This window comes from Xanthomonas arboricola pv. populi (assembly GCF_002939945.1).
Lineage (GTDB): Bacteria > Pseudomonadota > Gammaproteobacteria > Xanthomonadales > Xanthomonadaceae > Xanthomonas > Xanthomonas arboricola_A.
In genome coordinates, this window is sequence record NZ_MDEB01000003.1 from 227,223 (window position 1) to 240,220 (window position 12,998).

The window sequence follows — 12,998 nt, forward strand, 5'->3', positions numbered from 1 at the left end:
ATAATGCAACGAGCATCGGGATGAAAGGTCGTAGCGAACAATGGGGACGGATGCATTGGATGGCAAGCAGGTGGCGCCACCGCGGCGTGTGCGGCGCTGGCTGCGTTGGCTGTTGGCAGCACCGCTGCTGTTTGCCGCCGCGAGCGTGCTGCAGGTGCTGGTGTTGCGGGTGATCGATCCGCCGATCAGCAGCATGATGGTCGGGCGCTATCTGGAAGCCTGGGGCGAGGGCGATTGGGATTTTTCGCTGCACCAGCAATGGCGCGACTACGACAGGATCGCCGCCAGCCTGCCGATTTCGGTGGTGGCTGCGGAAGATCAGCAGTTTCCGCTGCATCACGGCTTCGACCTGCAGGCGATCGAAAAGGCGCGCGATCACAATGCGCGCGGCGGACGCGTGCGCGGGGCCAGCACGATCAGTCAGCAGGTCGCCAAGAACGTGTTCCTGTGGCAGGGCCGCAGTTGGGTACGCAAGGGCCTGGAGGCCTGGTACACGGTGCTGATCGAGTTGCTGTGGCCGAAGCAGCGCATTCTGGAGATGTATCTCAACGTGGCCGAGTTCGGCGACGGGGTGTATGGCGCGCAGGCCGCTGCCCGGCAGTTCTGGGGCAAGGATGCGGCGGGGCTGTCGCCGACCGAGTCGGCGCGCCTGGCGGCGGTGCTGCCCTCGCCGCGCCGCTATGACGCGCGTCGTCCCGGCGCCTATGTGCAACGGCGGACGGCATGGATCCAGCGGCAGGCGCGCCAGCTGGGTGGCCCTGCGTATCTGCAGGCGCCGTGAGCATGCGCACGTCCGGCCCCGCACAGTTGCCGGTGGCAGCAGATCGCCTGACGGTGGTGATTGCAGCCTATAACGAGGAGACCAGCATTCCGCTGCTGCATCCGCGCTTGTGCGCAGTGCTGGCAGGCCTGAGTGGAGTGCAGACGCATGTGCTGTATGTCGACGATGGCAGCAGCGATGGCACCTGGGGCGTGTTGCAGGCACTTGCCGATGCAGACGCACAGGTGAGCGCGGTGCGCCTGTCGCGTAACTTCGGCAAGGAAGTGGCCATTTCTGCAGGTCTGGACCATGTGTTGCCCGGTGCGGTGGTGCTGCTCGATGCCGATGGGCAGGACCCGCCGGAGTTGATCCCCGAGTTCGTCGCGCTGTGGCGGGCCGGTTACGACAACATCTTCGGAACGCGGATTTTTCGCGAGGGCGAGAGCTGGTTGAAGCGCAGTGCGGCGCACGCGTTTTATCGGGTGATCCGGCAGTTGTCGCGCACACCGATTCCGGCCGATACCGGGGATTTCAGACTGTTGTCGCCGCGGGTGGTGGAGGCCTTGCAGCAGCTGCGCGAGCGCCATCGTTTCATGAAGGGCCTGTTCGGTTGGGTCGGGTTTCGCCAGGTGGCATTGCCGTACCGGCGTGCGCCGCGGTTGTCGGGGCGCAGCAAGTTCACGGTGTGGCGGCTGTGGAACTTCGCGCTGGATGGCATCACCAGTTTTTCCACCGTGCCGCTGCGCGTGGCGACCTATCTGGGCTTGCTCACCGCGCTGGTGGCATTCCTGTTCGGTGGCTGGGTGGTGATCAAGGCGGCGCTGATGGGCGACCCGGTGGCCGGCTGGCCGACCATGATGTCGGTGATCCTGTTCCTTGGCGGCATCCAGCTGATCGCCCTGGGCCTGATCGGCGAATACCTGGGCCGGTTATATGACGAGGCCAAGCAGCGTCCGCTGTACCTGGTCGATACCCACCGCGGCGCGGTGGGAGTAGTCTGCGACCACCAGACCAAGCGCGGAGCGGGCCATGCAGACCGTACGACAGCTGTTGGGGACCAAACAGGTTGAGGTATTCGCGGTAGCGGCAGACGCCGCAGTGATCGAGGCGATCCGGCTGATGGCCGAGAAAGGCATCGGCGCGGTATTGGTGATGGACGGGCCACGCCTGGTCGGCATCGTGTCCGAGCGCGATTACGCGCGCAAGGTGGTGCTGCGCGATCGCGCCTCATCGACCACCAGCGTTGCCGACATCATGAGTGCCCAGGTGGTGACGGTGTCGCCATCGGACACGGTGGAGCGCTGCATGCAGTTGATGACCAACGGACGCTTCCGGCACCTGCCGGTAGTCGACAACGGCCGCGTGCAGGGCGTGATTTCCATCGGCGATCTGGTCAAGGCGGTGATCGAGAACCAGCAGCGCGATATCGATCAGTTGCAGCGTTACATCGCCAGCTAGAGCCGTGCCGGCTGAGTTCCCTGCGTCTTGTCTTGAACCACGCTGCTGCGCGACATGGCTGCGTGTGCCTGCTGAGGCGTGTGGCGGGCGGATAGGTCAGCGGTAGAGCGATTGATCTGCGGGGTTGCTGCCAGGGCCCTTGCCCGCCCACCATCGCGGGACCCGCTGCAAGTACGTCCATGTAGCTCTTACGCGGCATCCATGCCGCGTAAGGTCCCGCGACAGTGGGCGGGCAAGGACCAGTCGAGATGGTCGGTGTGCATGGTGTAAGCAATGCACGATGCAGTTGTTCGATAACGATGCGTGTCAGCGTCCGATGCCCTTTGCGCTACCCGCAGCTTTTCACGTGACCACCGACCAACGTTCTGGTGCGGTGTCCTTGCCGGTTGCGGGACCCTTGGCGGCATGGATGCCGCCACGGAGCCTCCAGGGACGGATCTACGGCGTGTCCCGCAAGCGGTGAGGGCACCGCGCGCTCGACTCACCGAGTTACAGCGCTGGACAGGTTTGCTGGTCGCCCAAAGTGGTGTAGTGCACTTACTTCGCGAACTTGCCGCCGCAGTCGCTGTCCTTGCCGGGACCCGGTTCGAAAGTTGCGAGCAAGGCAGCCGGCGGGGCGATCATGCCCAGGCCGACCGCAAGCGCGCCGCGCAGACCCAATGCCTTGAAGTCGGGACGGAAGGTCGGGTCCTTGAAGCTGCCGCCGATCCGTAATGGCGAGCGCAAGCTCAGGATGCTGCGGTCTTTCGGGCGTGGGCGCAGTAGCAGATCCAGCGTCTCGTCTTTCAAGCTGATGCTGCCTTCGCCAATGATGATGGTGTCGGTGCTGTCGAAGGCCAGCGCACGCGATTGCATCAGACCGTCCTGCACCCCGAAGTCGCCGAAGATGCAGCGCACTGGAATCTGGCGATCCTTGGTGAACAGATACTTCAGCGACTCGGCGATATCCAGCCCGGCCAGTTCCATGATCAGATTGCCCACATGACCGCGGCCCATGCCGACGCCGATCGTGCCGTCGGCGGTACCGAGCATCGCCCCGATCGAGTTGCCGCGGCCACGCAGATCGAATTCGCCACCGATGGCACCGGAGGCCTGCTTGGCAAGCGCGGTATCGGGGAAGAGCTGATCCAGCCGAATGCCGCGAAGGCCTGCCTTGAGTTGCGTGGTGATCACTTGCTTGCGCGCATCCATGCGGATGGTGGAGCGGATATCGCCACCTGCAACGCCGAAGTTGAGCGGATCCAGCTGCAGCAGACCGTCCTTCAATGTGAGCGAGGCATCCATGTCGTCCAGCGGCCACGATGGCGCATTGATGCGCTGTGCACGCCAGCGTACCTGCGCATCCATCGCGCGTAGCTTCGACAAGTCGTAAGGGGTGCTAGGCAGCACGCGTGCACTGGCTGCGAGTTGTGCCGCCTGCTTTTTCTGTTCGGCATTTGCCGACTCGTTCGCGCCGGTTTTCGGTGGCGCGCCGACGAACCCTGCCAGGTCGTCGAAATCCAGGCGTTTGGACGCCAGATCGGCACGCAGGAACGGACGCTTGTTGCGCAGGTCCACTTCGGCAGTGCCCGACAGATCGCTGTCGCCGGCGATGCCGGTGAACTTTTCGTAGCGCCAGAGCTGGCCGTTGCGGCGCAGATGGCCATCGAGCTTGTACGGCGGTGTCGACGGCATGGCCACGCCGGTCAGCGGATACAGATCCTGCATGTCCTGGCCGCTCAGGGCCATTTGCAGATCGAACACCTGAAACTGGAACGGGTTGGTCAAGGTGCCGCGTACATGGGTGCGAGTTGCGCCGGCGCTGCCGCGCAGATCGATACGGAACGGATGCTCGCTCTGACTCAGCTCCAGCGGCGAGGCGGTATTGCCCTTGAGCGTAAAGGGATAGCCCTTCCAGCGGCCCTTGCCGTCGATGCCGATCGGCGCCGCACGCTGGTCGCTGCTCGGCGGGGCGAGGCTGTTGATCGCCACATCCACGTCCGAGCGATTGGCTGCATCGATGTACTGCAGGCGCCCGTTGTTCACCAGCAGGCGGCCAAGGCGCGGCATCGTGCCATCGCTATCGTCCTGATCGAATACCCAATTGCCGGGATGGGTGTCGTCGCCGGCTTCCAGCAAGACGGTTGGGTGATCCAGACGGATTTCCGGCAGACGCAGCTTGCCGCGCAGCAGCGGCCACAACTCGACATCGATCTCGGCCGAGTTGAGCTCGGCCATCGGACCGCGCTTGGACCATGCTGCGTTCGCCAGGCTCAGCCGATTGCCACGCACGGTGGTCGTGCGACCCAGCTTCACATCCAGATAGCCAAGATGGAATTCGCGACCGGTCTTGGCGCTGACCACGCGCTCGACCGGCCCACGCAGCCAGTTCCACTGGAACAGCAGCACGAAAACCACCACGATGGCGGCGACGATCGCGAGCCCGGTCAGCCAGCGTCGACGACGCGGCGTGCGGGAAGAAGGTGCGGTTGAGGTGTCGGTCACGTTGTTCACGCGGCCATGGTTGGCGATGCCTCGTGCACGGCGCGCGAACGTGCCGCAGATCGTGCCTCACATCACCTGCGCAATCACCGCAACGAAGTGGCAAGCGCTGCCGGCCAGCACGAACAGATGCCAGATCGCATGGAAATAGCGCTGCGTGTCGCGTTGGTAGAAATACGTGCCCAAGGTATAGAAGAGTCCGCCAGCCAATAGCCAGCACAGAGACCAGGTATCGACCGAGCGCAGCAGTGGCTGGATCGCCACCACGATCAGCCAGCCCATCGCCAGATACAGCACCGTCGACAGCAGGCGGAAACGGCCGGTGAAGAACAGTTTGAAGACTACGCCGGCCGCGGCGATCGTCCAGATCGCGGCGAACAACCCCCAGCCCCAGGAGTCGCGCAGATTGATCAGCGTAAACGGGGTGTAGGTGCCGGCGATCAACAGATAGATCGCGCAGTGATCGAGCACCTGCAGGCGCGCCTTGGCGCCCGGATGCGGGATGGCATGAAACAGCGTGGAGGCCACGTACAGCAAGACCAGGGTGGCGCTGAAGACGATGGAGGTGGCCAGTTGCCAGCCGTCGCCATAGATGGCGGCCAGCGTGATCAGCACCGAGCCGCCAGCCAATGCAGCAATGGCACCCAGGCCGTGGGTCACGGCACTGGCTATCTCGTCGCGCAGGTCGGTCGAGGGGGAGGCGTCTGCGTTCATGCCAAAAAGGTACCGCAATTGCGAGCAATTCGCATCGCCGGCAGGCGCGGTTGCATGCGTCGGTTCAAGCCGCGGTCAATCGATCGCCTTGGCATGCGCATGCTCGCGCGTTGCCGAGAAGCGCACGTCCGGTGCGCGTTCCTGCGCCAGTTGCAGATTCACGCGGGTGGGTGCGAGATAGACCAGCTGGCCGGCCGCATCGATGCCCAGATTGCCGGCGTTTTTCTCGCGGAACTCCTCCAGCTTCCTGGCATTGTCGCAATGTACCCAGCGCGCGGTGGTGACGCTCACCGGCTCGAAGATCGCGTCCACACCGTATTCGTCCTTGAGCCGGTAGGCCACCACGTCGAACTGCAGCACGCCTACCGCACCCAGGATCAGATCGTTGCTCATCAACGGGCGGAAGAATTGCGTGGCGCCTTCTTCGGAGAGCTGTGCCAGGCCCTTTTGCAGCTGCTTGAGCTTGAGCGGGTCGCGCAGGCGCGCACGCCGGAACAACTCTGGCGCAAAGTTGGGAATGCCGGTGAACGACAGCGATTCGCCTTCGGTGAAGGTGTCGCCGATGGAGATGGTGCCGTGGTTGTGGATACCGATGACATCGCCCGGCCAGGCTTCGGCGGCGATCTCGCGGTCGGAGGCCATGAAGGTCAGCGCGTTGGCCAGCTTGACGTCCTTGCCGCTGCGCACGTGCAGTGCCTTCATGCCGGCAGTGAACTTGCCCGAGCACACGCGCATGAAGGCCACGCGGTCGCGATGCTGCGGGTCCATGTTGGCCTGGATCTTGAAGACGAAGCCACTGAGCTTGGCTTCGGTCGCCTCGACCCGGCGGCCGGTGGTGTCGCGCGCCTGCGGCGGCGGTGCGTGCTCGATGAAGAAATCCAGCAGCGGCTGCACGCCGAAGTTGTTGACGCCCGAGCCGAAGAATACCGGGGTCTGCTGGCCGGCGCGGTAGGCCTGCAGGTCGAACGGATTGCTGGCGCCTTGCACCAGTTCCAGTTCGTCGCGCAGCTCGGCCAGCATCTGCGGGCCGATCTTGTCGGCCAGCCCCGGCGCATCCAGCGACGGGAAGATGGTCGAATCCTGACGGGTGAAATTGCGGCCCTGTTCGTACAGGTGCACCTCGCCGGTGATCAGGTGCACCACGCCCTTCAGGCGCTGGCCCATGCCGATCGGCCAGGTGACCGGGGCGCACTGGATGCCGAGCACGGTTTCGACTTCATCCAGCAGGTCGATCGGGTTCTTGCCCTCGCGATCGAGCTTGTTGATGAAGGTCATGATAGGGGTGTCGCGCAGGCGGCAGACTTCCATCAGCTTGATGGTGCGTTCTTCCACGCCCTTGGCGACGTCGATGACCATCAGCGCCGAGTCCACCGCCGTCAGCACCCGATAGGTGTCCTCGCCGAAGTCGGCGTGGCCGGGGGTGTCGAGCAGATTGACGATCTTGCCCTCGTACGGGAACTGCATCACCGAGGAGGTGACCGAGATGCCGCGCTCCTTTTCCAGCGCCATCCAGTCCGAGGTGGCGTGACGGGCGGCCTTGCGGCCCTTGACCGAGCCGGCCATCTGGATCGCACCGCCGAATAGCAGCAGCTTTTCGGTCAGCGTGGTCTTGCCCGCATCGGGGTGGGAAATGATGGCGAAGGTGCGGCGGCGCGCGGCTTCGTTGGAGACGTCGGACATGGGCTGAGCGCGCCCGGTCGGACGCCTGCGGAAACTGAGGAAGCCGGTGATTATAGCGGCTTCGCTGTGGCGGGCCTCTCTGGCCCTGGCCTGGGCCTCCCCGGTCGGCAGGTTGGCGCTCCCGGGCGGCCGCCGCTCACGGTGCCGGCGAGGGAAACTGCAACTCGCCTTGCGGGCCCAGCATCCGGAACGGCAGCGAGATCAGCCGCATGTCCGCATTGCGCTGGAGCGCGAAATGCAGGTGCGGGGCCGTGCTGAAGCCGGTACTGCCCGAGGCACCCAGGCGCTCGCCGGTGCGCACCACCTGGCCCGGGCGCACCGCCACGCCATCGGGCGCCAGGTGGGCATAGATGGCCATGCTGCCGTCGGCGTGCAGCACCCGCACCAGGTTGCCGCCTCCAGCTGCCTGGTCCTGCCGGCCGCCTTCGATGACATCTTGCCGCACCTCCATCACCACGCCCTCGCGCGCTGCCAGCACCGGCGTGCCCTGCGGCAGCGCGAAGTCTACCGCGTGCCAGTTGGGCGCATCGGTATGGCTGAAGGCCCCACCAAAGCCCTGGTCGACTTGGATCGGTGCATCGCGAAACGGGAGCTGGTAGCGCACCTGCTGCTGCGGGTGGGCCTGCGGATCGCCGGGTACCACGTCGAGTTTGAGTCCAAGCCCACCCAGGCTGCGCCGGTTGCTGGCCGGATACAGCCGGGCGAGCAGGCGGCGCTCGTGCGCAGCCAGTTGCACCGTCAGCGGCAACTGCGGCACGGCGCGGTAATCCTCGCTGGGCGGTGCGTTCAGCTGCACCTGTGCAGGTCCGGACAGTGGGTTGTTCACCCAGGCCAGATAAGCCGGGGCCTGCCATTCCAGCTGCAGTGACGGGCCGGCGCCGGGCGATGCGGTCGCAGTCTGCGCAGCTGCGACTGCTGGCGAGCTCGCAATCGTGTTTGCGGCACCGGGCCAATGCCAGCGTTGCTGCGCGTTGGCGGGCGCTACGCACGCCAGGGCCGCAATGATGAAAGACCAGGCGAGGGCGGTCGGGGCGCTGCGAGACACGTGGTGGCGCACGCGATCAGCTCGAACACAGGGGCCTCAAGTATGCGGTCCATCACAGGCGAGAGTGGTATCGGATGAAAATATATCTTTCCATCCGCATGAAGAGATTGACATCGCAAAAAAGCGGTGGCATCTTAGCCTCACCATCGAGACCGGCGGAGGGACAGGCCCTTTGATGCCGGGGCAGCCAGCGGAGCGCGCAAGCGCCCGCGTTTGGTGCCAAATCCTGCGGGGACCACCGCGTCCGCCGAAAGATGGTTCGAATCGTGCCTTGCGCACGTCGAACGCGAGCTCCCGCGAAGCTCGATGGCCGATCCACCCCCGGATATCGCCATGAGTCTCGTGAATACAGCATCGCCGTCACCGACCGATTACGCCGATACACCCGCCGCTACCGATGACGGCTTGCTTGCCGTGCGCGGCGAGCGTGTCATTGCCTTGCCGATGCGCCATGCCGGCATGCGCGAGCTACGGCTGCGCTATGAGCTGGTCGGCGCCGCCCATGCGCCGGTGGTGTTCGTGGCCGGCGGGATTTCCGCGCATCGCCATCTGGCCCCCAGCGGCCTGTTCCCCGAGAAGGGCTGGGTGGATGGCCTGGTTGGCGCCGGCCGCGCGCTGGATCCGGCATCGCGTCGTCTGTTGGCATTCGATTTTCTAGGTGCGGACGGCACGCTGGATGCGCCGATCGATACCGCCGATCAGGCCGATGCGATCGCCGCATTGCTGGATGCGCTGGGTATCGCGCGTTTGCATGGCTTTGTCGGCTACTCGTACGGCGCGCTGGTCGGCTTGCAATTCGCGACCCGTCATGCAGCCCGCGTCGGCACCTTGGTCGCGGTCAGTGGCGCGCATCGCGCCCATCCCTATGCCGCTGCCTGGCGTGCACTGCAGCGTCGCGCGGTGGCGCTGGGTCAGCTGCAATGCGCCGAAAATCATGGGCTGGCGCTGGCACGGCAGTTCGCCATGCTCAGCTACCGTACCCCGGAAGAATTCAGCGAGCGCTTCGACGCGCCGCCGGAAGTGATCAATGGCCGCGTGCGCGTGGCGGCCGAAGACTACCTGGATGCCGCCGGCGCGCAGTACGTCGCGCGCACACCGGTGAACGCCTACTTGCGGCTGTCCGAATCCATCGACCTGCATCGCATCGACCCGGCGCAGGTGCGCGTGCCCACCGTCGTCGTTGCGGTGGAAGGCGACCGCCTGGTGCCGCTGGCCGACCTGGTCGGCCTGGTCGAAGGGTTGGGGCCGCGCGGCAGCCTGCGCGTGCTGCGCTCGCCGTATGGCCACGACGCCTTCCTGAAAGAAATCGATCGCATCGACGCGATCCTCGCCACTGCCCTTCGCCTCACCGGAGAAACCGCATGAGCTTTCGTGACCCCACCGACGCCCCCTGTACCGCTGCTACCGCCGCTGTCCGCGCCGGCATCGATCGCGACACCGCCTACGGTGCGGTGACGCCGCCGATCGTGCTGTCGTCGAACTTTTCCTTCGATGGTTTCGGCAACAAGCGCCAGTACGATTACACCCGCAGCGGCAACCCGACCCGCGATCTGCTCGGCGAAGCGTTGGCCGAGCTGGAAGGCGGCGCCGGCGGGGTGGTCACCTCCACCGGCATGGGCGCGATCAACCTGGTGCTCAATGCGCTGCTGCAGCCTGGCGATACCCTTGTGGTGCCGCACGATGCCTACGGCGGCAGCTGGCGCCTGTTCAATGCGCTGGCCAAGAAGGGCCACTTCGCGTTGATCACGGCCGACCTCACCGACCCACGTTCGCTTGCCGATGCGCTGGCGCAGTCGCCCAAGCTGGTGCTGATCGAAACCCCGTCCAACCCGTTGTTGCGCATCACCGATCTGCGCTTCGTCATCGAAGCGGCGAAGAAGGTGGGCGCGCTGACGGTGGTGGACAACACCTTCCTGTCGCCGGCATTGCAGAAGCCGTTGGAGTTCGGTGCGGATCTGGTGTTGCATTCCACCACCAAGTACATCAACGGCCACAGCGACGTGGTGGGCGGTGCGGTGGTCGCGCGCGATGCCGAGCTGCACCAGCAGCTGGTGTGGTGGGCCAATGCGCTGGGCCTGACCGGTTCGCCGTTCGATGCCTTCCTCACCTTGCGCGGTCTGCGTACGCTGGATGCGCGTCTGCGCGTGCATCAGGAAAACGCCGACGCGATCGCCGAGCTGCTGGACGGACATGCGGTGGTCAATCAGGTGTATTTCCCCGGCTTGGCTGCGCATCCGGGTCATGCATTGGCCGCGCGCCAGCAGAAGGGCTTCGGCGCGATGATGAGTTTCGAGCTCGATGGTGGCGAAGCCGCGGTGCGCGCGTTTGTCGATGGCCTGCGTTATTTCACCCTGGCCGAGTCGCTGGGCGGTGTGGAAAGCCTGATCGCGCATCCGGCCTCGATGACGCATGCGGCGATGACCGCCGAAGCACGCGCTGCCGCCGGTATTTCCGATGGCCTGCTGCGCTTGTCGATCGGTATCGAATCGGCCGAGGATCTGTTGATCGACCTGCGCGCCGGCCTGGCGCGTGCCGAAGCGACGCTGAGCACCGCAAGCCGCAAACAGGTCGACGCGTGAGCACCGTGCTGCCTGTTTCGCGTCGTGCTTCGGTGGCAGCGGTGACGCCGACACCACGGCTGGCCTTGCTGGGCACCGGGACGGTGGGGCGCGCGTTCGTGGCGCGCTACACCGCGCTGCAGGAGCGCCAGCTGCAGTTGCCGCGCTTCGACTGGCTGGCCAATTCGCGGATTGCCCACGATTGCGGCACCAGCGCCGCCCAGGCCTTGCAACAGGCCAACGCCGCGCCGCGTGGTCAGGCCGTGCTGCAGCCCTGGGCGGAGACCACCGCCTTGCGTGCCGGCGATGTGCTGGTGGATGCGACCGCCAGCGATGTCGTTGCCGATTGGCATGTGGAATGGCTGCTGCGCGGCGTGCACGTGGTCACTGCCAACAAGCTGGGACAGGGCACCGCGTTGTCGCGGGCGCAGGCCTTGCACGCAGCGCGTCACGCCAGCGGTGCGCACTACGGCGATAGCGCCACCGTCGGAGCGGGCTTGCCGGTGTTGAGCAGCGTGCGCGCGCTGGTGGTGGGCGGCGACCATATCCATTCGATCGAAGGCGTGTTGTCCGGGTCGCTGGCCTGGCTGTTCCATCGCTACGACGGCAATGGCGCGTTTTCCGATTGCGTGCGTGAGGCGATGGCGGCCGGCTATACCGAGCCGGATCCGCGCATCGATCTGTCGGGCGAGGACGTGCGGCGCAAGTTGCTGATCCTGGCGCGCGCGGCGGGTTGGCAGCTGGAAGCCGAACAGGTGCATGTGGAATCGCTGGTGCCCACGCGCATTGCGCGGGTGCCGCTTGATGCCTTGGATGCGCAGCTGGACGCGCTGGATGCCGTGGTCGGTGCGCGTTGGCAGCAGGCGCGCGGCGCAGGACGTTGCCTGCGCTTTGTGGGCCGTGTGGATGCGCATGGTGCCAGCGTCGGCTTGCGCGAGTTGGCGCTGGATCACCCGCTGGCAGGTGGTGCCGGCACCGATAACCGCGTCGCCATCAGCAGCGATCGCTATCGCGAGCAGCCGTTGCTGATCCAGGGACCGGGCGCGGGTGCCGAGGTGACCGCGGCGGCCTTGCTGGATGATGTGTTGCGGATTGTGGCTGGGTAACCGCTCGAGAAGTGGAGAGGCGCCGGCTCTGCTTGAGCGCGGCTGCCGGTGCGCGTGCAGTCGATTACCTCATCGACTGCACGGATGACCTGCCGTCCGTTCTGCACGTTGCAAACGCATCCAGCTGCAGCCCGCCTGTGCGCGAGCTGCAGCTTTCGGAGACGTGCTGGTCATGCCAATCGCATTGCCGCCGGCACTGTTCACTGCGCAATCGCCTTCAATAACGCGGCATTGAAACGCGTCGGGTCCTGCACCTGCGGCGAATGTCCGAGCTCGGCGAATTCGACGAGCGTCGCGTTCGGGATCGCCTCGGCTGCGCGCTTGCCCAGCCTGGTGTAATCGCCGACCCGTGCCTTGACCTCGGGCGGCGCGGTGTCCTTGCCGATCGCGGTGCGGTCCTTGAGGCCGATGAACAACGTGGTCGGCACGGCGAGCTTGGGCAGTTCATAGACCACCGGTTGGTTGAACACCATGTCGTAGGTCAGCGCCTGGTTCCAGGCGACGGCCTGCCTGCCGTTGCCCAGCGACATGCCGGCCTGCATGCGCGCCCAGCGTTCGAACTCGGGCTTCCATTGGCCGGCGTAGTAGACCTCCATCTGATACTTCTTGATGCGCTCGAAGCTGATTTTCAGCTCGTTGTCGTACCAGGCATCGACACTACGCCACGGAATGCCTTCGGCCTTCCAGTCTTCCAGGCCGATCGGGTCGACCAATGCCAACTGCTCGGTGGCCTGCGGATACATCAGCGCATAGCGGATGGCAAGCATGCCGCCCATCGAATGACCGACCACCACGGCACGCTCAATGCCCAGCTTCTTCAGCAGTGCCTGCGTGTTGTCGGCCAGCTGGGCGAAGGAAAACTGATAGGTGGCCGGTTTGCTGGATTTGCAGAAGCCCACCTGGTCCGGCGCGATGACGCGGTAGCCGGCGGTGCTCAACGCGGCAATGGTCTGCTCCCAGGTGGCGGCGCAGAAGTTCTTGCCGTGCAGCAGCACGGCGGTACGCCCGTTGGGCTTGCCGGTGGGCGCGACATCCAGGTACGCCATTTCCAGCGGCTGCCGTTGCGAGGTGAACGCAAAGGTCTTGACCGGATAGGGGTAGTCGAAGCCTTCCAGGCGCGGGCCGTAGCTGGTTTCCTGTGCCATCAAGGGGCCGCAGGCAATGGCCAGGGCGAGAGTGCAGACAAGCTGTCGCAT

Annotated in this window: 11 protein-coding genes and 1 riboswitch; of the genes, 6 read left to right on the plus strand and 5 right to left on the minus strand. The window is 65.5% G+C overall.

What is annotated here, in order from left to right:
- Window positions 1-40 precede the first annotated feature (40 nt).
- The 3 genes from mtgA to XaplCFBP3123_RS10365 are packed head-to-tail and all read left to right on the plus strand — an operon-like array spanning window position 41 to window position 2,218.
- Complete coding sequence (gene mtgA, locus XaplCFBP3123_RS10355; protein WP_104533969.1) at window positions 41-781, plus strand: monofunctional biosynthetic peptidoglycan transglycosylase; 741 nt, start codon at window positions 41-43, stop codon at window positions 779-781.
- 2 nt (window positions 782-783) lie between these two features.
- The gene (locus tag XaplCFBP3123_RS10360; protein WP_104533970.1) at window positions 784-1,830 is read left to right on the plus strand and encodes a glycosyltransferase family 2 protein; all 1,047 of its coding nucleotides are present in this window, start codon (window positions 784-786) and stop codon (window positions 1,828-1,830) included.
- Window positions 1,790-2,218, plus strand: a complete 429-nt coding sequence (locus tag XaplCFBP3123_RS10365) for a CBS domain-containing protein (RefSeq protein ID WP_104533971.1) — start codon at window positions 1,790-1,792, stop codon at window positions 2,216-2,218. Before XaplCFBP3123_RS10360 ends, XaplCFBP3123_RS10365 begins: the two co-directional genes overlap by 41 nt.
- A 537-nt stretch (window positions 2,219-2,755) precedes the next feature.
- Here XaplCFBP3123_RS10365 and XaplCFBP3123_RS10370 read toward each other — a convergent pair.
- From XaplCFBP3123_RS10370 to XaplCFBP3123_RS10385, 4 genes are all read right to left on the minus strand, one after another.
- Complete coding sequence (locus XaplCFBP3123_RS10370) at window positions 2,756-4,702, minus strand: AsmA family protein (protein ID WP_172453227.1); 1,947 nt, start codon at window positions 4,700-4,702, stop codon at window positions 2,756-2,758.
- A 66-nt stretch (window positions 4,703-4,768) separates the two neighbouring features.
- Window positions 4,769-5,413: a PAQR family membrane homeostasis protein TrhA gene (gene trhA, locus XaplCFBP3123_RS10375; RefSeq protein ID WP_016902756.1), complete on the minus strand. Its 645-nt coding sequence runs from the start codon at window positions 5,411-5,413 to the stop codon at window positions 4,769-4,771.
- A 75-nt stretch (window positions 5,414-5,488) separates the two neighbouring features.
- Window positions 5,489-7,093: a peptide chain release factor 3 gene (locus XaplCFBP3123_RS10380; protein WP_104533973.1), complete on the minus strand. Its 1,605-nt coding sequence runs from the start codon at window positions 7,091-7,093 to the stop codon at window positions 5,489-5,491.
- 136 nt (window positions 7,094-7,229) lie between these two features.
- On the minus strand, window positions 7,230-8,150 hold the full coding sequence (locus XaplCFBP3123_RS10385) for a M23 family metallopeptidase (RefSeq protein ID WP_104533974.1): 921 nt from the start codon (window positions 8,148-8,150) through the stop codon (window positions 7,230-7,232).
- A gap of 128 nt (window positions 8,151-8,278) precedes the next feature.
- A riboswitch (SAM riboswitch) is annotated at window positions 8,279-8,399 on the plus strand.
- A gap of 72 nt (window positions 8,400-8,471) precedes the next feature.
- Here XaplCFBP3123_RS10385 and metX point away from each other — a divergent pair.
- The 3 genes from metX to XaplCFBP3123_RS10400 are packed head-to-tail and all read left to right on the plus strand — an operon-like array spanning window position 8,472 to window position 11,802.
- Window positions 8,472-9,503, plus strand: a complete 1,032-nt coding sequence (gene metX / locus XaplCFBP3123_RS10390) for a homoserine O-succinyltransferase MetX (protein WP_104533975.1) — start codon at window positions 8,472-8,474, stop codon at window positions 9,501-9,503.
- The gene (locus XaplCFBP3123_RS10395; RefSeq protein ID WP_104533976.1) at window positions 9,500-10,717 is read left to right on the plus strand and encodes an O-succinylhomoserine (thiol)-lyase; all 1,218 of its coding nucleotides are present in this window, start codon (window positions 9,500-9,502) and stop codon (window positions 10,715-10,717) included. Before metX ends, XaplCFBP3123_RS10395 begins: the two co-directional genes overlap by 4 nt.
- Window positions 10,714-11,802: a homoserine dehydrogenase gene (locus XaplCFBP3123_RS10400; RefSeq protein WP_172453199.1), complete on the plus strand. Its 1,089-nt coding sequence runs from the start codon at window positions 10,714-10,716 to the stop codon at window positions 11,800-11,802. The genes XaplCFBP3123_RS10395 and XaplCFBP3123_RS10400 overlap by 4 nt, the downstream gene beginning before the upstream one ends.
- A gap of 200 nt (window positions 11,803-12,002) precedes the next feature.
- Here the strand turns inward: XaplCFBP3123_RS10400 and XaplCFBP3123_RS10405 are convergent, their stop codons facing one another.
- On the minus strand, window positions 12,003-12,998 hold the full coding sequence (locus XaplCFBP3123_RS10405) for an alpha/beta fold hydrolase (RefSeq protein ID WP_104533977.1): 996 nt from the start codon (window positions 12,996-12,998) through the stop codon (window positions 12,003-12,005).